Annotated in this window: 15 protein-coding genes; 9 read left to right on the top strand and 6 right to left on the bottom strand. The window is 71.4% G+C overall.

Annotated features, from left to right (window positions below; genetic code table 11):
• Window positions 1-30: 30 nt before the first annotated feature.
• The 5 genes from frr to rpsB all read right to left on the bottom strand — a co-directional run bounded on the left by frr (window position 31) and on the right by rpsB (window position 5,040).
• The gene (frr, locus tag ACFQ2D_RS16875) at window positions 31-588 is read right to left on the bottom strand and encodes a ribosome recycling factor (protein WP_280943769.1); all 558 of its coding nucleotides are present in this window, start codon (window positions 586-588) and stop codon (window positions 31-33) included.
• Window positions 589-751: 163 nt separating this feature from the next.
• Complete coding sequence (gene pyrH, locus ACFQ2D_RS16870) at window positions 752-1,474, bottom strand: UMP kinase (RefSeq protein ID WP_280943768.1); 723 nt, start codon at window positions 1,472-1,474, stop codon at window positions 752-754.
• Window positions 1,475-1,590: 116 nt separating this feature from the next.
• Complete coding sequence (locus tag ACFQ2D_RS16865; protein ID WP_280943767.1) at window positions 1,591-3,099, bottom strand: GGDEF domain-containing protein; 1,509 nt, start codon at window positions 3,097-3,099, stop codon at window positions 1,591-1,593.
• Window positions 3,100-3,235: 136 nt separating this feature from the next.
• Window positions 3,236-4,114: a translation elongation factor Ts gene (tsf, locus tag ACFQ2D_RS16860; RefSeq protein ID WP_280943766.1), complete on the bottom strand. Its 879-nt coding sequence runs from the start codon at window positions 4,112-4,114 to the stop codon at window positions 3,236-3,238.
• A 131-nt stretch (window positions 4,115-4,245) separates the two neighbouring features.
• On the bottom strand, window positions 4,246-5,040 hold the full coding sequence (gene rpsB / locus ACFQ2D_RS16855) for a 30S ribosomal protein S2 (protein WP_280943765.1): 795 nt from the start codon (window positions 5,038-5,040) through the stop codon (window positions 4,246-4,248).
• Between the two features lie 382 nt (window positions 5,041-5,422).
• Between rpsB and map the strand changes: the two genes are divergently transcribed.
• From map to dapE, 5 genes are read left to right on the top strand one after another with little or no spacing between them, the layout of a single operon-like run.
• On the top strand, window positions 5,423-6,199 hold the full coding sequence (gene map, locus ACFQ2D_RS16850) for a type I methionyl aminopeptidase (protein WP_280943764.1): 777 nt from the start codon (window positions 5,423-5,425) through the stop codon (window positions 6,197-6,199).
• A 59-nt stretch (window positions 6,200-6,258) separates the two neighbouring features.
• Window positions 6,259-8,868: a [protein-PII] uridylyltransferase gene (gene glnD, locus ACFQ2D_RS16845; protein ID WP_386795715.1), complete on the top strand. Its 2,610-nt coding sequence runs from the start codon at window positions 6,259-6,261 to the stop codon at window positions 8,866-8,868.
• Window positions 8,823-9,713, top strand: coding sequence for a 2,3,4,5-tetrahydropyridine-2,6-dicarboxylate N-succinyltransferase (gene dapD, locus ACFQ2D_RS16840; protein ID WP_386795714.1), 891 nt, complete (start codon window positions 8,823-8,825; stop codon window positions 9,711-9,713). Before glnD ends, dapD begins: the two co-directional genes overlap by 46 nt.
• Window positions 9,714-9,722: 9 nt before the next feature.
• Window positions 9,723-10,082 carry a Spx/MgsR family RNA polymerase-binding regulatory protein gene (locus tag ACFQ2D_RS16835; RefSeq protein WP_280943761.1) on the top strand — a complete coding sequence of 120 codons (360 nt, stop codon included), beginning with the start codon at window positions 9,723-9,725 and terminating at the stop codon, window positions 10,080-10,082.
• Complete coding sequence (gene dapE / locus ACFQ2D_RS16830; protein WP_280943760.1) at window positions 10,079-11,233, top strand: succinyl-diaminopimelate desuccinylase; 1,155 nt, start codon at window positions 10,079-10,081, stop codon at window positions 11,231-11,233. Before ACFQ2D_RS16835 ends, dapE begins: the two co-directional genes overlap by 4 nt.
• 9 nt (window positions 11,234-11,242) lie before the next feature.
• Here the strand turns inward: dapE and ACFQ2D_RS16825 are convergent, their stop codons facing one another.
• Window positions 11,243-12,904, bottom strand: a complete 1,662-nt coding sequence (locus tag ACFQ2D_RS16825; protein ID WP_342457142.1) for an ABC1 kinase family protein — start codon at window positions 12,902-12,904, stop codon at window positions 11,243-11,245.
• A gap of 341 nt (window positions 12,905-13,245) precedes the next feature.
• Between ACFQ2D_RS16825 and asnB the strand changes: the two genes are divergently transcribed.
• From asnB to ACFQ2D_RS16805, 4 genes are all read left to right on the top strand, one after another.
• A complete protein-coding gene (asnB, locus tag ACFQ2D_RS16820) occupies window positions 13,246-14,964 on the top strand; it encodes an asparagine synthase B (RefSeq protein ID WP_280943758.1) in 1,719 nt (572 codons plus the stop codon).
• A gap of 133 nt (window positions 14,965-15,097) precedes the next feature.
• A complete protein-coding gene (locus ACFQ2D_RS16815; RefSeq protein ID WP_280943778.1) occupies window positions 15,098-15,907 on the top strand; it encodes a DsbC family protein in 810 nt (269 codons plus the stop codon).
• Window positions 15,908-16,018: 111 nt separating this feature from the next.
• A complete protein-coding gene (gene purL / locus ACFQ2D_RS16810; RefSeq protein WP_280943757.1) occupies window positions 16,019-20,062 on the top strand; it encodes a phosphoribosylformylglycinamidine synthase in 4,044 nt (1,347 codons plus the stop codon).
• Between the two features lie 560 nt (window positions 20,063-20,622).
• Window positions 20,623-21,717: ESPR-type extended signal peptide-containing protein (locus ACFQ2D_RS16805; protein WP_386795713.1), on the top strand; the 1,095-nt coding region annotated here is incomplete at its 3' end.

Here is a 21,717-nt window from a genome sequence, read left to right as displayed (position 1 = left end):
CACGAATCACGAATCACCGATCACGGCCCTTCAGACCGCCATCAGCTCCTGCTCCTTGGCCTTGACCACCTCGTCGACGTCCTTGATCGCCTTGTCGGTGATCTTCTGGATCTCTTCCTCGCTGCGGCGCACGTCGTCCTCGGTGACCGACTTGTCCTTCAGCAGTTCCTTGACCTGCTGGTTGGCGTCGCGGCGGATGTTGCGGATCGCCACCTTGGCGTCCTCGCCTTCGGAATGCACCACCTTGGTCAGGTCGCGGCGGCGCTCCTCGGTGAGCGCGGGCAGGTTGAGGCGGATGGTGGTGCCGGCGGTGTTGGGGGTCAGCCCGAGGTCGGAGGCGAGGATCGCCTTCTCCACCGCGCCCACCATGCCCTTGTCCCAGGGCTGGATGACCAGCGAACGCGCGTCGGACACGGACACGGCGGCCACCTGCGACAGCGGTACCTCGCTGCCGTAGGCGTTGACCCGGATGCTGTCCACCAGGCCGGTGGAGGCCCGTCCGGTGCGCACCTTCACCAGGTTGTGGCGCAAGGCGTCGATGCTCTTGGCCATGCGGGTCTGGGCGTCCTTCTTGATTTCGTTGAGCATCACCGGCTCCGGTCAGTCTGCTTGAGGCTAGACCGCGGATTATAGGCGGTGTGGCGCCCGCACGGCCCGCGCGGGCCGCCTGCGCGGGCCGGGTTCAGCACGGAAGGGCCGCCGGGTGGCGCGCGGGGGACGCCGGCGGCCGCTGGCCACCGGTCCGACCGGCTCAGCGGCGGCCGTGCACCAGGGTGCCGATCGGCTCGCCCCTGAGGATCCGCAACAGCACGCCGGGCTGGGACATGTCGAAGATGCGCAGCGGCAGGTCGCTGTCGCGACACAGGGCGAACGCGGCGGTATCCATCACCTGCAGGTCGCGGGAGATGACCTCGTCGTAGCCCAGGCTGTCGTAGCGCACGGCGTCGGGGTGCTTCTTCGGGTCGCGGTCGTAGACGCCGTCGACCTTGGTGGCCTTGAGCAGCAGGTCGGCGCCGATCTCGATGGCGCGCAGCGCGGCGCCCGAATCGGTGGTGAAGAAGGGATTGCCGGTGCCGGCGGCGAAGATCGCGATCCGGCCCTTCTCCAGGTGCCGGATCGCGCGCCTGCGGATGTAGTCCTCGCAGACGTCGTTGATCTTGATCGCGCTCATCACCCGGACCTTGCCGCCGAGCTTTTCCAGCGCGTCCTGCATCGCCAGGGCGTTGATCACCGTGGCCAGCATGCCCATCTGGTCGCCGGTCACCCGGTCCATGCCGCCGGCCGCCAGGCCCGCGCCGCGGAAGATGTTGCCGCCGCCGATGACCACGCCGACCTCGGCCCCGGCCTGCTGGGCCTCGATGACCTCGCGCGCGAGGCGGCCGATCACCTTGGGGTCGATGCCGTAATCCTCGTCGCCCATCAGCGCCTCGCCGGACAGCTTGAGCAGGACGCGGCGATAGGCGAGTTGCGACATGGGGGATTCCGGCGTGGAGGAAAGCGCGGAGATTCTAGCGGATCGTGGGTGGCGCGGTCGCTGCGCCCCGCCCGGGCGGGCGGCGAGGCTGGCCCCGGCAAAGGGGGCGCCCGGGTTCAGCCGCCGCCCGGGGGCACCGGATCCCGGGTCGCGACCCGGTTCCGGCCCTCGCGCTTGGCGCCGTAGAGGGCCTGATCGGCGGCGTTGAGCAGGTCGCGCGCGCTGTCGAAGCGCTCGTGTTCGCCGTGCGTCGCCAGGCCGGCCGAGAAGGTCATGTACAGCGGGATGCCGTCCACGATCGCCATCGGCGTGCGTGCGATTTCGTCGAGGATGCGCTGGATCACCGCCAGCGCGGCGTCCGCGCCGGTCTGGCCGAGCACGACCAGGAATTCCTCGCCGCCGTAGCGGGCGATCAGGTCGGCGCTGCGCAGCAGGCGCGACAGCACGCGGGCGAACTCGCCCAGTACCTGGTCGCCGACCAGATGGCCGTGGCGATCGTTAACCTGCTTGAAATCGTCCAGGTCGATGAAGACCAGGGTCAGCGGCCGGTCCGACTCGACCGAGACCTTGAACTCGCGTTCGAGCACCTCTTCCAGCTGGAGCCGGTTGTACATGCCGGTCAGCGGATCGCGCAGCGCCAGTTCCTCGAGTTCGCGGGCGCGCGCCTCGGCCGCCTCGGCCTGGCTGCGCGCCTGGATGGCGCCCTGGATCTCGCGCAGGCTGCGCAGCAGCATCAGTTCGCGGGCCTGTTCGACGATACCGTCCAGGTGCGCCGCCTGCACGATGTGGACGTCGAACAGGGCGGCGATGTCGGGCAGGGCGTCGGACATGCGCGTGACCAGCGCGTCGAACCGGGCCTGGTCGAGGCCCAGCCGGTCGCGCGCGGCGGCAAGCGCGCGCAGGCGCGCCGCGGCTGCGCGGTCCTCGTCGCCGGCCAGCCAGATATCGGCCACCAGCCCGGACACGGCCACGCAGTCGTGGAAGCAGTTGCCGTCACCCGCTGGCGCCTCGCTGGCGCGGATCGATTGCGCCAGGTAGGGGGGCAGGTTCCACTGCCCCGCGATCCAGGCGCCGATCTCGGCATGGTCGGCGCCCAGCGACTCGCGCTCGCGTCGCAGGCGGTCCTGGGCATCGCCCGCCGCGGCCAGCAGTTCGCGGTAGGCCTCGGGCCGGACCTGCAGCAGGGCCAGGGCGCCGATGTCCTGCAGCAGCCCGGCCAGCATCAGTTCTTCCAGCCGCGCGATGCCCAGTTCCGTGCCCAGCAGCCGGGCGGCCATCGCGGCCAGCGCGCTGCGCCGCCACAGCAGCGCCTGCGCGTCGCGGGACTGGCCGTCGCGCAGGGTTCGGCTGAGCGACAGCCCCAGGGCCAGGCTCAGGGTGGCGTTGAGGCCGAGCAGGGTCAGTGCCTGGCCGAGCGTGGCAACCTGGCGGCGGTTGGCGTACAGCGGAGAATTGGCGATGCGCAGCATGCGCGCGCTGAGCGCGCTGTCCTGGGCGATGAGCCCGGCGGTGGCGTCGAGGTCCGCGTCCGGCTGCTGGGCCAGGTCGATGATGCGCAACGCGATCGCCGGCGGCGAGGGCAGGTTGCGGCAGTGGCCAAGCTCGGCCTGGAGTTCGGGGTGCATCGCGGCCTGAACGGGGAGATCCGGAACCGGTATCGGCATGTTCGCGGATTCCTGAGCGGGCGATGCCGGAAATGTTGTGCGGAAACGGAAGAAGCCGCGGTCTCCCGCGGCTTCTCCGTGGCAGCGACGGCGCGGCTCAGGCTAGGCCGGCCTGCTTCATCACCTCGGCGGCGTAGTCCTCGACCACCTTCTCGATGCCCTCGCCGACGGCCAGGCGCTGGAAGCCGACGACTTCGGCGCCGGCGGCCTTGAGCACCGCCTCGACCGACTTGTCGGTGTCGAGCACGTAGGGCTGGCCGTACAGGCTGACCTCGTTGACGATCTTGGCGATCTTGCCGCCGATGATCTTCTCGAGGATCTCGGCCGGCTTGGCGCGATCCTTGTCCGACATCTTGGCCAGCTCGATTTCCTTCTCCTTGGCGATGAAGTCGGCCGGCACGTCGCTCTGCTTGTTGTGCGGCGGGTTCATCGCGGCCACGTGCATGGCCAGGCCGCGGGCCAGGTCGGCATCGCCGCCCTTGAGCTCGACCAGCACGCCGATCTTGCCGCCGTGGACGTAGGCGGCCACGGTGTTGGCGGTGTCGATGGCGGCGACGCGGCGGACCTGCACGTTCTCGCCGACCTTGGCGATGACGGCGGCGCGGGCTTCCTCGACGGTTTCGCCGGAGGCCAGCTTCGCGGCCTTCAGGGCCTCGGCATCGGCGGCGCCGGCCGCCAGCGCGGCCTGGGCGACGGCCTCGGCGAAGCCCTTGAAGTTCTCGTCGTTGGCGACGAAGTCGGTCTCGGAGTTGACCTCGACCAGCACGGCCTTGCCGCCGTCCTGGGCGCTGACGATGCGGCCTTCGGCGGCAACGCGGCTGGCCTTCTTGTCGGCCTTGGCCAGGCCGGACTTGCGCAGGGCCTCGGCTGCGGCGTCGATGTCGCCGTTGCTCTCGGTGAGCGCCTTCTTGCACTCCATCATGCCGGCGCCGGTACGCTCGCGCAGTTCCTTGACCAGGGAAGCGGTGATTTCCATCGGGGACCTCGATTCGAAGAAAAACGGACGGGCGGGGAAGGCCCGCCGTGGGAATTCGTCACGGCATTGGATGGGGCCGTGGGCCCGGGAACGCAACCGCGGCAGGATGCCGCGGCTGCATTGCGGCGCGATTACCCGGCCGCGGCGGCCTCGCCGGCGGGCGCGTCCTTCTTCGGCGCGCGGCGTGCGGGCTTGCCTTCGCCGTCGGCGAACTCTTCCTCGCGGACGTTGGCGGCGTTCGGCGCGGCGGCCTTGCCTTCCAGCACCGCGTCGGCGGCGGCGTTGGCGTACAGCTGCACGGCGCGGATGGCGTCGTCGTTGCCCGGGATGGCGTAGTCGACCAGGGCCGGGTCGTAGTTGGTGTCGACCACGGCGATGACCGGGATGCCCAGCTTCTTGGCTTCCTTGACCGCGATGTCCTCATGGCCGATGTCGATCACGAACAGCGCGTCGGGCAGGCGGTTGAGGTCCTTCAGGCCGCCCAGCGAGGCTTCCAGCTTCTCGCGCTCGCGGCGCAGGCCCAGCACTTCGTGCTTGACCAGTTTGTCGAAGGTGCCGTCGGTCTCGGCCGCTTCCAGCTCCTTCAGGCGCGACACCGACTGCTTGACGGTGCGGAAGTTGGTCAGCGTGCCGCCCAGCCAGCGCTGGGTCATGTACGGCATGCCGCAACGCTCGGCCTCTTCCTTCACCGCGTCGCGCGCGCTGCGCTTGGTGCCGACGAACAGCACGATGCCGCGCTTCTGGGCGATGCCCGAGATGAAGTTCATCGCGTCGTTGAACAGCGGAACCGTCTTCTCGAGGTTGATGATGTGGATCTTGCCGCGGGCGCCGAAGATGTACGGGGCCATCTTCGGGTTCCAGTAGCGGGTCTGGTGGCCGAAATGGACGCCGGCTTCCAGCATCTGGCGCATGGTGATCTGGGGCATTGCTTGAACTCCAGGCAGTGGAACCGGCCGCCACGGCGATAGGATGGGCGGTGCGCCCGCACGGGGCGGGGCGCGTGGTTCCGGGGTTGGGCCTCCCCGCTGCCTCCGTGGCCGAACCTCTCGCGAGGCACCCCGGCACGGGGGGTTGCAGCGGGTGTGTATTCGCCTGCGTCCCTCGGGACGCGACGCCCGGCGTGGGCGGCTGGGCCGGCGCAAGGGCCGGGCTCAGCCGCGGAATGATAGCCGGCCGCGGCCCGGCAGGCAAACCGGCCGGACCGGGCCGTGGCGGGCAGCGGGCCGCCACGGCCCGGCGGGCACGGTCGCGGCAGGGCGCGCCTGCCTGGGCCCGGCAGAGCGGGCCGCGCTCGGCGATAATGGCCGCATGACCATCTCCATCAAGACCCCCGACGAGATCGAGAAGATGCGCGTGGCCGGCCGCCTGGCGGCCGAGGTGCTGCAGGTCGTCGCGGCCCACGTGAAGCCCGGCGTCAGCACCGACGAGCTCGACCGCATCTGCCACGACCACATCGTCAACGTGCAGAAGGCGGTGCCGGCCAACCTCGGCTACAAGGGCTATCCCAAGACCACCTGCATCTCGGCCAACAACGTCATCTGCCACGGCATCCCGAACGGGGCCAAGGTGCTCAAGGATGGCGACATCATCAATATCGACGTCACCGTCATCAAGGACGGCTGGCACGGCGACACCAGCCGCATGTACTACGTGGGCACCCCCTCGGTGATGGCCCGCCGCCTGGTGGAGACCACGCGCGAGGCGCTGTTCCGCGGCATCCGCGTGGTCCGCCCCGGCGCCACCCTCGGCGACATCGGCCATGCCATCCAGGAATACGCCGAAGGCGAGCGCTTCAGCGTGGTGCGCGAGTACTGCGGCCACGGCATCGGCAAGGTCTACCACGAGGATCCGCAGGTCCTGCACTACGGCCGGCCGGGCGAGGGCGTGGTCCTGCAGCCGGGCATGACCTTCACCATCGAGCCGATGATCAACGAGGGCACGCGCTTTACCCGCCTGCTGCCTGATGGCTGGACGGTGGTGACCAAGGACCGCAAGCTCTCCGCGCAGTGGGAGCACACCGTGGTGGTCACGCAGGACGGCGTGGAAATCCTGACCCGCCTGCCCGGCGACGACAACGACCTCTAGGCCGATGCGCGCTTCCCCGTCCCGCGCCGCCCGCGCGCCCGGCCGATCGTCCGGAGCCGGTGGCCGTGGCTGAGGGAGTGTCCTCGCAGACCGGCGACGACGACGCGGCCTGGGCCGCGCAGGCGGCCGAGCAGCTGCGTCGCCAGGACGCGGGTTTCGCCGCGCGCTTCGACGCCGGCGAGGACATGGAACGCCTGCTCATGGCGCGGGTGATCGCGGTCGATGGGCTGGTCCGCCAGGCCTGGTCGCGCAGTATCCCGGCCGACGCGCCGCTGACCCTGTTCGCGATCGGCGGCTATGGCCGCGGCGAACTGTTCCCGCGCTCGGACATCGACCTGCTGGTGCTGGTCGGCGACGAGGCCTGCGAGGCCGACACCGCCAGCCTCTCGCGCCTGTTCGCCCTGCTGTGGGACGCCGGCCTGCCGGTGGGCCACGCGGTACGCACGCTGGCCGAATGCACCCGCGCCGCCGCCGCCGACCTCACCGTGATGACCTCGCTGATCGAGGCGCGGCCCCTGGTCGCTTCGCCGGAGATGGCCGCGCGCCTGGAGGAGGCCGTCTCGGTCGACCGGGTGTGGCCGGCGGCCGGGTTCTTCGCCGCCAAGCGCGAGGAGCTGCGCCAGCGCCATGCGCGCTTCGGCGACACCGCGGACAACCTCGAACCCAACATCAAGGAAGGCCCGGGCGGCCTGCGCGACATCCACACCCTGCGCTGGATGGCGCGGCGCGTGTTCGGCGTGCGCGACATCGAGTCGCTGATCCCGCTCGGGCACCTGGGGCTGGACGAGTACGCCGCGATCGAACGCGAGTGGCGCGTGCTCTCGCGCCTGCGCTATGGGCTGCACCTGGTCGCCGGCAAGCGCGAGGAGCGGCTGCGCTTCGACTACCAGAAGACCCTGGCCGCGCGCCTGCAGCACATCGAGGACGCGGACAACGCCGCCGTCGAGCAGATGATGCAGGGCTTCTACCGCAGTGCCGCGATCCTGCTGCGCATCGGCGAGCGCCTGCTGCAGCGCTACGAGGAGCAGATCGAAGGCGACGTCGAGGCAGTGCCGCTGGATCCGGAATTCGCCATGAAGCGCGGCTACCTCGTCGCTCGCGACGAGTTCTGGCCGGGTGGGGACATGTCGCGCGTGCTCGCCCTGTTCGCGCTGTGGGCCGAGCATCCCGAGGCCAAGGGCCTGCATTCGCGCACCGCGCGCGCGCTGGCCGAGTCGCTGCACGCGCTGCCCGCCTACGACCAGGCCGGCCCGGAGATGCGCGAGGCTTTCATCGAACTGCTGCGCGGCCCCGGCCCGGTGCGCACGCTCGAGCGCATGGCGCGGCTGGGCGTGCTGGGACGCTGGATCCCGGCCTTCGCGCGCGTCTCCGGGCGCATGCAGTTCGACCTGTTCCACGTCTACACGGTCGACCAGCACACGCTGGCGGTGCTGCGCAACCTGGCCTCGTTCTCCACCGGCATCCCCGACGAGCGCTTCTCGATGGCGCACGAGGTCTGGCCGCTGCTGAGAAAGCCCGAGCTGTTGCTGGTCGCCGGCCTGTTCCACGACATCGCCAAGGGCCGCGGCGGCGACCATTCCGAACTCGGCGCGGTCGACGCGCGCGCGTTCTGCGAGGCGCACGGCTACGGCGCCGGCGATACCGCGCTGGTGGAATGGCTGGTGCTCAAGCACCTGCTGATGTCGGTGACCGCGCAGAAGCAGGACATCTCCGATCCGGCGGTGATCCACCGCTTCGCCGTCGAGGTGGCCGACCGCGAGCGCCTGGACTACCTGTACCTGCTCACCTGCGCCGACATCGCCGGGACCTCGCCGCAGCTGTGGAACGCGTGGAAGGACCGCCTGCTGGCCGATCTGCGCACGGCCACCCGCTATGCGCTGCGGCGCGGGCTGGAGCATCGCGTCGGCGCCGCCGACCGCATCGCCGAGACCCGCGACAAGGCCCGCGGCCTGCTGGTGGCCGAAGGCGTGGACGGCATCGACGGGCTGTTCGCGCGCATGCCCGACACCGGCTTCCTGCGCGCCCGGCCCGACCAGATCGTGTGGCAGGCGATGGCGCTGGCCGAGACTCCGCCTGGCGCGACCGTGGTGCGGGTGAGGCGCGTGGCCGGCGCGGGCGATGCGCTGGAGGTGTTCGTGCACGCGCCCGACCGCGACGGCCTGTTCGCCGCCATCGCCATCACCCTCGACCGCCTGGGCCTGGCCATCCAGCAGGCGCGCGCGCTGGATGGCCCGCAGCGGACCATCTTCGATACCTTCCAGGTGCTGTCGATCGACCAGCGCCAGGCGCCGGACATCGGCGCGATCGAGCGCAAGCTGGCCACGGTGCTGGCCGGGTCGCTGGACGTACGCCCGGCGCGGCGCGCGCAGCCGCGCCACCTGCGCCATTTCCGGGTGGTGCCGCAGATCGACTTCGACACGGCCGGCGACGGCCGGCGCACGCTGATGAGCCTGGTGTGCACCGACCGGCCCGGCCTGCTGGCCGACATCGCCCAGGTGCTGCGCCAGCAGCGCATCCGCGTGCATGATGCGCGCATCGCCACCTTCGGCGCGCGCGCCGAAGACGTGTTCCTGGTCAGCGACCGGGAAGACCGCCCACTCGACGACATCCAGCGCGACGCCCTGTGCGAAGCGCTCCAGACCGGCATCGACGGAGACACCAAGGCATGACCCCAGCGGCACAGGCAAGCGGCATCCAGCGCACCATCGAAGACGCCTGGGAGCGTCGCGCGTCCCTCGGCGCCGAGGAGATCGGCGACCTGATCGCGCCGGCGGTCGAGAGGGCGATGCAGGGCCTGGAGAACGGCGTGCTGCGCGTGGCCGAGCCGCGCGAGGACGGCGGCTGGCAGGTCCACGAGTGGCTGAAGAAGGCGGTGCTGCTGTATTTCCGCGTCAACGACATGGCCGTGATCGAGGCCCAGCCGGCCCCGTTCTGGGACAAGGTCGAGGCGCGTTTCGCCGGCTTCAATGCCGAACGCTTCCGCGCGATGGGCGTGCGCGTCGTGCCGGGCGCGGTTGCGCGCCGGGGCACCTATTTCGGCCGCGACGTGGTGCTGATGCCGAGCTTCGTCAACATCGGCGCCTACGTCGGCGAGGGCACGATGGTCGACACCTGGGCCACGGTCGGCTCCTGCGCGCAGATCGGCCGCCACGTGCACCTGTCCGGCGGCGCCGGTATCGGCGGCGTGCTCGAGCCGCTGCAGGCCAGCCCCACGATCATCGAGGACCACTGCTTCATCGGCGCGCGTTCGGAAGTCGTCGAGGGCGTGGTGGTCGGGCACCACAGCGTGATCGGCATGGGCGTGTTCATCGGCCAGTCCACGCGCATCTACAACCGCGCGACCGGCGAGGTCAGCTACGGCTACGTGCCGCCGGGCAGCGTGGTGGTGTCCGGCCAGCTGCCGGCGAAGGACGGTTCACACTCGCTGTACTGCGCGGTGATCGTCAAGCAGGTCGACGAAAAGACCCGCAGCAAGACCAGCGTCAACGACCTGCTGCGCGGCCTGGCCGACTGAGGGGGCGCCGTGACCACGATCTACGGACTGAAGAACTGCGATACCTGCCGCAAGGCGACCAGGTGGCTCGACCGCTTCGGGGTGGCGTACACCTTCGTCGACTACCGCGACAACAAGCCCTCGCCCGAGACCCTGGTCGAGTGGGCCGGCCGGCTGGGCGGCTTCCCGGCGATGGTCAACAAGTCCTCGACCACGTGGCGGCAGCTGCCGGACAACCGCAAGGGCGCGGCCAGCGACGCGGAATGGAAGCTGCTGCTGCGCGAGCATCCGCAGCTGATCAAGCGGCCGCTGGTGGTGACCGACGATGGCGAGACGAGCCAGGGGTTCACCGACAACGGTTTCAAGAAGCGCTTCGGCATCGGCGCATGACCGGGGCGGCAGCGCACAGCGGGGTGCTCGAGCTGGCCTGTGATCTGATCGCCCGGCCTTCGGTCACGCCCGACGACGCCGGCTGCCAGGCGCTCGTGGCGGGTCGCCTGGCGGCCGCGGGGTTCGAGATCGAGACGTTGCGGTTCGGCGAGGTCGACAACCTCTGGGCGACGCACGGCAGCGGCGGCCCGGTGCTGGCCCTGCTCGGCCACACCGACGTGGTGCCGCCGGGGCCGCGCGAGGCCTGGACGAGCGATCCGTTCGCGCCCGCGGTGCGCGATGGCCTGCTGTACGGACGCGGGGCGGCCGACATGAAGGGCAGCGTGGCGGCGTTCGTGGTGGCGCTGGAGCGTTTCGTCGCCGCGCATCCCGACCACCCCGGCACCGTCGCCCTCCTGCTCACCTCCGACGAGGAAGGCGACGCCATCGACGGCGTGCGCCGGGTGGCGCGACTGTTCGGCGAGCGCGGCACCCGCATCGACTGGTGCATCACCGGCGAGCCGTCCTCCATCGCGCGCCTGGGCGATCTGCTGCGCGTCGGCCGCCGCGGCAGCCTGTCGGCGACGCTGGTCGTGCGCGGCGTGCAGGGCCACGTGGCCTATCCGGACAAGGCGCGCAATCCGATCCACCTCGCCGCGCCGGCGCTGGCCGAACTCGCGTCGCGACGCTGGGACGAGGGATACGAGAGCTTCCCGCCGACCAGCCTGCAGGTATCCAACATCCAGGCCGGGACCGGAGCGGCCAACGTCATCCCGGGCGAGCTGCAGGTGCAGTTCAACCTGCGCTACAACCCGCACTGGGATGCGCCGGCGCTGGAGGCCGAGGTCGCGGCGATCCTCGATCGCCACGGGCTCGACTACGCCCTGCGCTGGCATCGCAGCGGTGAACCGTTCCATACGCCCGAAGGCAGGCTGCGCAGCGCGGCGCGAGAGGTGCTGGCGCGGTTCTCCGGCGCGGCACCCGAGGAAAGCACCGGTGGCGGCACTTCCGATGCGCGCTTCATCGCGCCGCTGGGCGCGCAGTGCATCGAGGTCGGCCCGGTCAACGCCAGCATCCACCAGGTCGACGAGCACGTGCGCGTGGCCGACCTTGAGGCGCTGCCGGGGCTGTACCTCGCACTGGTCGAGCGGCTGCTGCCCGCCTCGTCCTGAGGCGCGCGGCTACTCCGAACCGGAACGTTCCTGCGGGCGCGCCCGGCGGTCGTAGCGCAGCGCGCTGATCACCAGCACCAGGCCCAGCACCGCGGCGATGATGAACATCAGCACCGCCAGCGCCGGGTAACCCAGCATCCTCGGGCCCACGTCCAGCCGCATCAGCTGGGTGGACGAGAGCAGCAGGGCGGCGATCACCACCGCCGAGGCGATGCGGTTGGCGATCTTCTGCAGGTTCTCCATCAGCCGCGAATCGTCCAGCCCGGCCAGCCTTACCTGCATGCGGTTGGCCGCCATCAGCGACAGCGTGTCGGAGAGCTTGCGCGGCGCATCGCGCACCAGTTCCTGCAGCTCCAGCGCCTCGGTCGCCAGGCTGGCGGGCGAGAACGCCTTGCGCATGCGGTCGCGCATCAGCGACTGCAGGTGCGATTCGATCTGTTCGCGGACATCGACTTCCGGCGCCAGGGCGTCGACCACGCGCTCGAGGTTGAGCAGGGTCTTGCCCAGCAGGCTGATCTCCGGCGGCGTGCGCAATCCGCACTCGGTGGCGCGGCGCACCAGGTCGAGCACCATCCGGCCCTCGGAAGCGCGGCGCGTGGCGGCGGAGTAGCGCGCCACCACCTGCGAGATCTCGCGCACGTAGGCGGCTTCGTCGAAGTCCTCCAGGCGCGTACCCAGCACCACCAGCTCGCGGGCCACGTCCTCGCCGCGACCATCCACGGCGGCGAAGACCAGCTTGAGCAGGTGCTCGCGCTGGCGCGGCGGGATGGTCGCCACCATGCCCAGGTCGATCAGGGCGATGCGCCCGTCCGGGCACAGCAGCACGTTGCCCGGGTGCGGGTCGGCGTGGATGTCGCCGTGGACGAACACCTGGTCGAGGTAGGCGCACAGCAGCTGGCGGGTGACCGGCTTCGTGTCGAGCTCGGTGCGGCGCAGTCCGGTGATGCGGGTGACGTTGATGCCGTCGATCCAGTCCATCACCAGCAGCCGCGGCGTGACGTAGTCCCACAGCGGCGCCGGCACGCGCAGCAGTTCGTAGCCCGACAGGTGGCGGCCGAAGCGGTCCAGGTTCTCGGCCTCGATGCGGTAGTCGAGTTCGTTGACCATGGCCTTGCGGAACTCGGCGATCCAGTCGGCCAGGCGCAGGCGGCGGCCGGCATCAGTCAGCGCGTCGGCCGTGCCGGCCAGCCGGGCGAGCACGTCCAGGTCGCTGCGGACCGTGGTCGCCACGTCCGGGCGCTGGATCTTGAGCGCGACCACGCGCCCGTCGTGCAGCACGGCGCGGTGCACCTGCGCGAGCGAGGCGGCGGCCATCGGCTGCGGGTCGATCTCGGCGAACACCTTGCTGGCGCGCACGCCCAGCTCGGCCTCGAGCAGCGCCTCGATATCCACAACCGGGGCCGGGGTGGCGTCGTCCTGGATGCGCTCGAGCGCGGCGATCCAGCTCGCCGGCACCAGGTCGGGGCGGGTGGAGAGCGCCTGGCCCAGCTTGACGAAGGCCGGGCCCATCGCCTCGAGGTCGGACACGAAGCGCTCGGCCAGCGCATCGGCATCGGCGTCGGCAGGATCGTCCTCCTGCAGCTCGCCCAGGTCGAAGCCGGTCATGATCCCCGCGCGCCGGTAGCGCGCGAACATCGCGATGATCTGGGAAGTGCGCGAGAGCCGCTGCATGGTGTCGTTCACGTGGTTCCTGCCCCTTGGCGGTCGGCCGGCGCCCGGCCAGCCCGCCCGGGAGTATTCCGGCGCCCCGGTGACGGTTGTGTCTGCAACCGTTGCAAAGCCCGGGGGGCTCGATTACGTTCGCCCCATGGCATCGCAGACCGTCCGCAACGCGCAGGTTCGCAACCGCAATTCCGATGCGGCGAACAATCGTGCGCGCGCAGCGGGCTGCCGCCAGGCGTAACCCCTCCCCGGGGCAACGCCCGGATCGCGAAAGCCCGCATCGCAGGATGCGGGCTTTTTTCGTTTCCGGGCCGGGCCGCGGCCATTACTCCCACAGGAGCGTTGTTCCCATGTGTTCGATCTTCGGCATCTTCGGGCTGCAGCCCGGCGACGACGTCGCGACCCTGCGCCGGCAGTCGCTCGAGCTGTCCCAGCGCCAGCGCCACCGCGGGCCCGACTGGAGCGGCATCCACCACGACGCGGGCGCGATCCTGGTGCACGAGCGCCTGGCGATCGTCGACCCGGCCGGCGGCTCCCAGCCGCTGCGCTCGGCCGATGGCGCCCAGGTGCTGGCGGTCAACGGCGAGATCTACAACCACCGCGAACTCAAGGCCGAGCTGCGCGAGGACTACGCCTTCCAGACCGGCTCGGACTGCGAGGTGATCAACGCGCTGTACCGCGAGGATGCCCCGGCCTCGTTCCTCAACCGCCTCAACGGCATCTTCGCCTTCGCCCTGTGGGACGCGGCGCGCCGGCGGGTGCTGATCGCGCGCGACCCCATCGGCGTCGTGCCGCTGTACTGGGGCCACGACCGCGAAGGGCGGCTGTGCGTGGCCTCGGAGATGAAGGCGCTGGCGCCGGTCTGCGCCGACGTCGCGCAGTTCCCGCCGGGGCACTGGTACGAATGGTCCGTCGACGACGATGGCCGCGCGCGCGGCGAGCTGCAGCGCTACTACGAGCGTCCGTGGCGCGACTACGCCGCGGTCGAGGGCGTGCGGGTGCCGGCGCAGGAACTGCGCGAGGCCTTCGAGGCCGCGGTGCACCGCCAGCTGATGACCGACGTGCCCTACGGCGTGCTGCTCTCGGGCGGGCTCGACTCGTCCCTGGTCGCGGCGGTGGCCGCGCGCTATGCGCGCCGCAGGATCGAGGACGACGATGCCAGCGAGGCCTGGTGGCCTCGCCTGCATTCGTTCGCCATCGGCCTGGAGGGGTCGCCCGACCTGGCCGCCGCGGAAGTGGCCGCGAAGATGCTCGGCACCGTGCACCACGGCTTCACCTACACCCTGCAGGAAGGGCTGGACGCACTGCCGGAAGTGGTGCGCCACATCGAGACCTACGACGTCACCACCATCCGCGCCTCCACGCCGATGTACCTGCTGGCGCGGCGGATCAAGGCGATGGGGGTGAAGATGGTGCTGTCGGGCGAGGGCAGCGACGAGATCTTCGGCGGCTACCTGTACTTCCACAAGGCGCCCGATGCGCGCGAATTCCACGAGGAACTGGTGCGCAAGCTCGACGCCCTGCACAACTACGACTGCCTGCGCGCCAACAAGTCGATGATGGCCTGGGGCGTGGAGCCGCGGGTTCCGTTCCTGGATCGCGAGTTCCTCGACGTGGCCATGCGCATGGACGCCGCGCACAAGATGGTGCGCCGTGGCGACACCGGCCCGCAGCGGATGGAGAAGGGCGTGCTGCGCGAAGCCTTCGACGGCTACCTGCCCGAGTCGATCCTGTGGCGCCAGAAGGAACAGTTCAGCGACGGCGTGGGCTACGGCTGGATCGACGGGCTCAAGGCGCACGCGGAAGGCCAGGTCAGCGATCGCGAACTGGCCGCCGCCGATCGCCGGTTCCCGGTCAATCCGCCGCAGACCAAGGAGGCCTACCACTACCGCACGCTGTTCGAGCAGTTCTATCCCGGCGCGGCCTGCGCGGAGACGGTGCCCGGCGGCAAGTCGATCGCCTGCTCCTCGCCCGCGGCGATCGCCTGGGACGCGAGCTTCGCGGCGATGGCCGACCCGTCCGGTCGCGCGGTGGCAGGCGTCCACGCGCAGGCGCTGGGTTCGCCCTGAGCGGCCGGCAGCGGACTCCGGTGCGCGCTTGAACGGGCCCGCACCGGCGCCCCCGCGGGTCCGGGCGCGCCCGCGCGGGCGTGCGACAATCGCGCCTTTCCGCGATCGCGCACCGCGCACGACCATGTCCCCGATGCGAAGCCTGCTGCTCTCCGCCCTCTGCGCCGCCAGCCTGTCCGCCTGTGCGCAGGCACCTACCGATGCCGGCGACGCGGCGGACGCGACGGCCGCCGAGCCGGTCGAGCAGATCCAGACGCAGCCCGGCACGCCGGAAGACCGCGCACGCCAGGCGATCGAGTCGATCAATCCCGACATCCGCATCGACGCGATCTCCGCTTCGCCGCTGGCGGGCTTCCAGGAGGTGATCGTCGGCGGCCAGGCGCTGTACGTCAGCGACGACGGCAAGTACCTGCTGCAGGGCAGCCTGTTCGACATCAAGGCCAAGCGCGACCTGAGCCAGGCCGGCGTGGCCGAGGTGCGGCGTCGCCTGCTGGCCGCGGTCCCCGCCAGCGAGCGCATCGTGTTCGCGCCAGCCTCGCCCAGGTACACCGTGAGCGTGTTCACCGACGTGGAATGCGGCTACTGCCGCCGCCTGCACCAGGACATCGCCGAGTACAACAAGCGCGGGATCGCGGTGGAGTACCTGGCGTTCCCGCGGATGGGGATCGATACCCCGGATTACCGCCTGATGGTCTCGGTCTGGTGCGCCAAGGACCGCCGCAAGGCGCTCACCGACGCCAAGGAGGGCCGCAACGTGCCCCAGGCCACCTGCGAGAACCCGGTCGCGCGCCACTACGAGCTCGGCCAGCGCGTGGGCCTGACCGGCACCCCGATGATCGTGACCGCCAGCGGCGTTTCGATGCCCGGCTACCTGCCGCCCGACGCCCTGCTGTCGGCGCTGCAGGAAATGGACGCCGTGCAGCCGGACGCGGCGGGCGGCTGAGGCGGCGGCGCCCGGGCGCCGGGGTGCGGCGCGGGGAGCCGCCCGGCGACCCGGCCAGCGGGACCGAAGCCGCTTACAATAGGCGGCCCGCTCCCAGGTGTTCTCCCGGACATGATCGTCCTCGAGGGCCTCCCGGCCCTGTCGCCGTTCCGCCGCGAACGGCTTGAGCTCCGCCTCCAATCCGTTGCGCCCGGCGTCCGCCTGCTCGGCGCCTGGCACGTGTACTGGATCGATCCCGAACCCGGCGCGACCCCGGACCCGGCCGTGCTGCGGCGCGTGCTGGAGGCAGGGGACGGCCAGGCGCCCCTCGCCGCGGGCGCGGTCTCGCGCTACGTCGCGCCGCGGCTGGGCACGATCTCGCCCTGGGCCAGCAAGGCCAGCGAGATCCTGCGGGGCGCGCGCCAGCCGGTGCGGCGCGTGGAGCGGGGCACCCGGATCGACCTGGCGGGCTGGCCGGCGGATGCTGCCGCCCAGGCGGCCCTGTCGCGGCTGCTGCACGATCCGATGACCCAGTCGCTGCTGGCCTCGCACGAGGCGGCGGCGGGGCTGTTCGCCACGCCCGCGCGCGGAAGCGTGGAACGGGTGGCGCTGGCAGGGCTGGAGGAAGCCAACGCCCGCCTCGGCCTCGCCCTGGCCGCGGACGAGATCGAGTACCTGCGCGAGCGCTATGCCGCGCTCGGCCGGGACCCGTCCGACGTCGAGCTGATGATGTTCGCGCAGGCCAACTCCGAGCACTGCCGGCACAAGATCTTCAACGCGTCGTGGACGGTGGACGGCGAGGAGCAGCCGCGATCGCTGTTCGGGATGATCCGCAACACCCACGCGCGCACGCCGCAGCACACGCTGTCGGCCTACAGCGACAATGCGGCGGTGGTGGCCGGCTATCCCGCCAGCCGCTTCCGGCCCGACCCGGCCAGCCGCGAGTACCGCAGCGAGGCGCAGGCCGAGAGCGCCTTCTGCATCAAGGTCGAGACCCACAACCATCCGACCGCCATCTCGCCGTTCTCCGGCGCCAGCACCGGCGCCGGTGGCGAGATCCGCGACGAGGGCGCCACCGGCCGCGGCGGCAAGCCCAAGGCCGGCCTGACCGGCTTCAGCGTCTCGCACCTGCGCATCCCGACGTTGCCGCAGCCCTGGGAGCGCGAGCGCGCGCTCAATCCGCGCATGGCGCCGGCGCTGGAGATCATGCTCGACGGCCCGCTGGGGGGCGCCGCGTTCAACAACGAGTTCGGGCGGCCGAACCTGCTGGGCTATTTCCGCAGCTTCGAGCTGCAGCACGACGGCGAGCCGGCGCGCGCCTACGACAAACCGATCATGCTTGCCGGCGGCCTGGGCGCGATCGACCGGCCGATGGTGGCCAAGCGCAACCTGCAGCCCGGCGACGCGGTGGTCGTGCTGGGCGGTCCGGCGATGCTGATCGGCCTGGGCGGCGGCGCCGCCAGTTCGGTGGCATCGGGCGAGAGCGCCGAGGATCTCGACTTCGCCTCGGTACAGCGCGAGAACCCGGAGATGGAGCGCCGCTGCCAGGAAGTGATCGACGGCTGCGTGGCGCTGGGCGAGGCCAACCCGATCGTCTCGATCCACGACGTCGGCGCGGGCGGCCTGTCCAACGCGATCCCCGAGCTGCTGCACGACTCGAACGTCGGTGGCGTGATCGACCTCGGCCGCGTGCCCAGCGACGATCCCTCGCTCTCGCCGATGCAGCTGTGGTGCAACGAATCGCAGGAGCGCTACGTGCTGGGCGTGCCGCAGGCGCGCCTGGCCGAGTTCGCGGCGCTGTGCGAGCGCGAACGCTGCCCGTTCGCGGCCGTGGGCGTGGCCACGGCCGAGCAGCACCTGACGGTGGGTTACGGCGTGCTCGACGCGCCGCCGGGGGGCGACGACGCGGATGTGTCATCCGATCCGGCGCAGCACGCCGGGCGTTCGGACCACCCGCGCGGCAGTGCCGCGCAGGAAGGCAGCCCCGGCCCGGCGCAGCACGCCGGGCGTTCGGACCACCCGCGCGGCAGTGCCGCGCAAGCGGGTGGTCCTCACCCCATCGACCTGCCGATGGATGTCCTGTTCGGCAAGGCGCCGAAGATGCATCGCGATGCGCAGCGTCCGGCGCCGGTGCGCTGGCGCGGCCTGAACACCACCGTCGTCGACCTGCACGAGGCTGGCCTGCGCGTGCTCGCACATCCCACCGTCGCGTCCAAGCAGTTCCTGGTCACCATCGGCGACCGTGCGGTGGGCGGCCTGACCGCGCGCGACCAGCTGGTCGGTCCCTGGCAGGTGCCGGTGGCCGACTGCGCGCTCACCCTGGCCGGCTACGACGGCGTGGCGGGCGAGGCGATGGCGATCGGCGAGCGCACGCCACTGGCGCTGATCGATGCCGCCGCCGCCGCGCGCATGGCCGTGGGCGAGGCGATCACCAACCTCTGCGCCGCGCCGGTGGATGCGCTGGAGCAGGTCAAGCTGTCGGCCAACTGGATGGCCGCGGCCGGCCATCCGGGCGAGGACGCCAGCCTGTTCGACGCGGTGCACGCCGTCGGCATGGAGCTGTGTCCGGAACTGGGCCTGAGCATCCCCGTCGGCAAGGACTCGCTGTCGATGCAGGTGCAGTGGAACGCGCCGGGCGCCGACGGCGCCGCGCAGCCGCACAAGTCGGTCTCGCCGGTGTCGCTGATCGTCACCGCGTTCGCGCCGGTGCCCGACGTCACCCGCCAGCTCACCCCGCTGATCGAGGATGGCATCGACAGCGAGCTGTGGCTGATCGGCCTGGGGGCCGGCAAGCAGCGCCTCGGCGGTTCGATCCTGGCGCAGTGCTACGACGCCTTCGGCGGCGCCTGCCCGGACCTGGACGATCCGGCACGCCTGCGCGCGTTCTTCGAACTGGTCCGCGACGCGCGCGAGGCAGGACTGCTGCGCGCCTACCACGACCGCTCCGACGGCGGCACCTTCGCCGCCCTGTGCGAGATGGCGTTCTGCTCGCACAAGGGCCTGGACATCGACCTGGACGGCTGGGGCGAGGATCGCGCGGAGGATGCGTTCCGCACCCTGTTCGCCGAGGAACTCGGCGCGGTGGTGCAGATCGCCAGCGAGCACCGGGCCGAGTTCGCCGACCTGGTCGAACGCCATGGCCTGATCGAATGCGCCCAGCGCATCGCGCGCCCGACCTCGAGCGGCCGCATCCGCGTGCTGCACGGCGAGCAGGCGCTGGCGGAGTGGCGCTGGGAGGAACTGTTCGACGCATGGTGGTCGGTCACCCACGCCATGCAGCGCCTGCGCGACAACCCCGACTGCGCCGACGAGGAGCGCGCGGCGGCGCGCCGTTTCGATGCGCCCGGTCTGCAGCCGGGTCTGAGCTTCGATCCGTCCGAAGACGTGGCCGCGCCTTACATCGGTACCGGCGCGCGGCCGCGCGTGGCGGTCCTGCGCGAGCAGGGCGTCAACAGCCACGTGGAGATGGCGCTGGGATTCGACCGCGCAGGCTTCACCGCGGTCGATGTGCACATGAGCGACCTCATCGCCGGCCGCGCCTCGCTCGAAGGCTTCGACGGCCTGGTGGCCTGCGGCGGCTTCAGCTACGGCGACGTGCTCGGTGCGGGCCGCGGCTGGGCCACCTCGATCCTCGAGCGCGAGGCGCTGCGCGAACAGTTCGCAGCGTTCTTCGCGCGCGGCAGCACGTTCTCGCTGGGCGTGTGCAACGGCTGCCAGATGATGTCGCAGCTGCGCGCGATCATTCCCGGCGCGGGGCATTGGCCGCGCTTCCTGCGCAACCGCAGCGAACAGTTCGAGGGGCGCCTGGGCCTGCTGGAAGTGGTCGAATCGCCGTCGCTGTTCCTGGCGGGCATGGCCGGTTCGCGCATCCCGGTGGTCGTGGCCCATGGCGAAGGGCGCGCGGTGTTCGACGATGCCGCCGACCGGGCGGCCGCCGCGGTGGCGCTGCGCTACGTCGAAGGCGACGGCGGTGCGGCGACGACCTATCCAGCCAATCCCAACGGCTCGACCGACGCCATCGCCGGCCTGACCAGCCGCGACGGGCGCGCGACGATCCTCATGCCGCACCCCGAGCGCACCCTGCGCAGCCTCAACTTCAGCTGGGCGCCGACGCAGTGGCCGGACGCCTCGCCCTGGCTGCGCATGTTCCGCAACGCGCGGGTCCACCTCGGCTGACCCGCCACGCGCCGCGGATCGCGCGGCGCCCCGTCACCGCCCGGCACCTGCCGGGAGTACCGGCCGCAGGCGTCCCCTGACGGCCGGCATCGTTGCGCCCGCGGCTGCTGCATCGCAGCGCGGGCGTAGGCGGGCCTCTTCCACTTCGACGCCAGTCAGCCTGCCGGTCCCGCCGGGGCACGGGCTGTCTGCGCCTGCAAAAACGGTTCCTTTTCCATTCAGGAGAGGGAGATTTGTGAGAAACATCACGCTCCTTGCCTTGGGTCCGGCGCAAGTCACTGATTCAAGCGGGGTTCTACTGTCAATCGGAGTCAAGTTATGACGATATGCGTCCAAAGACTTGACGAAAATTGTCAGTCGCGGTGAGTATCGGTCCCAGTTGCAAGCAATTCGAGGGGCGTTCAGGAATAGCGCTATCGGCCCGCACAAGGACTGGCTCACCGCCGAATCTCATTGCGTCCGCGACACGCCCCTGACCTCTGCATGCACCCGACCCGCGAGCCTGCGCTCGCGCAGCGCCGGGTTTCCGTTGCCATATCCATCAACAAGGGGCCAATTCGATGAACCGCATCTATTCCAAGGTCTGGAACCAGTCCACCGGTCAGGTCAGCGTCGCGTCGGAACTGGCCAGGGCCAAGGGCAAGGGCAAGGGCGCCAGGCTGCTGCAGGCCGCCGTGGTGACTGCCGCGCTGGCGCTGGCCGGCGCCGCGGTCGCCCAGGGGCCTGCGCCGAAGGGCCAGGCCAACGGCAAGCCGCCGGCGCACGCGGGCAAGGCGGAACCTCCGGCCAAGGACGCCAAGGCCGAAGTGTGCGGTTCGGCCTCGGCCACCGCGACCGGTGCGCTGGCCTGCGGTGAAGGCGCGGTCGCCAGCGGCGCCGGCTCCACCGCGCTCGGCAACGCCGCGCGCGCCACGCACGCCAACGCCACCGCACTGGGCAACAACGCGCGCGCGCTGCAGTCCAACGCGACCGCCGCCGGTTCCAACGCGCTGGCCTCGGGCTCGGCGTCGACCGCGCTGGGCAGTTCGACCCAGGCCCTGGGCCTGCGCAGCAGCGCAGTCGGCCAAGGCGCGCAGGCGCATGCCGAAGGCGCGGTCGCGCTCGGCTTCAACGCGTATGCGAGCCCGGCCGCGGCCGGCAGCGTGGCGCTGGGTTACGGTGCCCGCGCGACCGAAGCCGGCGTGCTGTCGGTCGGCAATGGCGGTGGTTCCGGCACGGTGGGCCCGGCCACGCGCCGCATCACCAATGTCAGCGACGGCATCGCCGACAGCGACGCGGCCACGGTCGGGCAGGTGAACGCGGTCGCCGGTGAGATCGATGCGGTTGCCGAGGTGGCGGAGCACACCGACCGCTACTTCAAGGCCGATGGCGCCGACGACGGCAGCGACGACGCCAGTGTCGCCGGCGAAGGCGCGATCGCAGCCGGTGCCGGTGCGGTGGCGGACGGAGACGGCGCCGCCGCCTACGGCGCGGGCGCCCAGGCGACCGCCGACAACGCGACCGCGGCAGGCGCGGGCAGTGCGGCCAGCGGCACCGAGTCCTCGGCGTTCGGCGGCCTGGCCAATGCGTCCGGCGACTACGGCACGGCGGTGGGTGGCCGTGCGGAGGCGTCGGGCTTCAACAGCACGTCGGTGGGCAGCTGGAGCGCGGCCTCG

The organism is Luteimonas composti, assembly GCF_042678665.1.
Lineage (GTDB): Bacteria > Pseudomonadota > Gammaproteobacteria > Xanthomonadales > Xanthomonadaceae > Luteimonas > Luteimonas composti.
The sequence above is the reverse complement of the archived record's forward strand: the minus strand, read 5'-3'. Positions and strand labels throughout refer to the sequence as shown.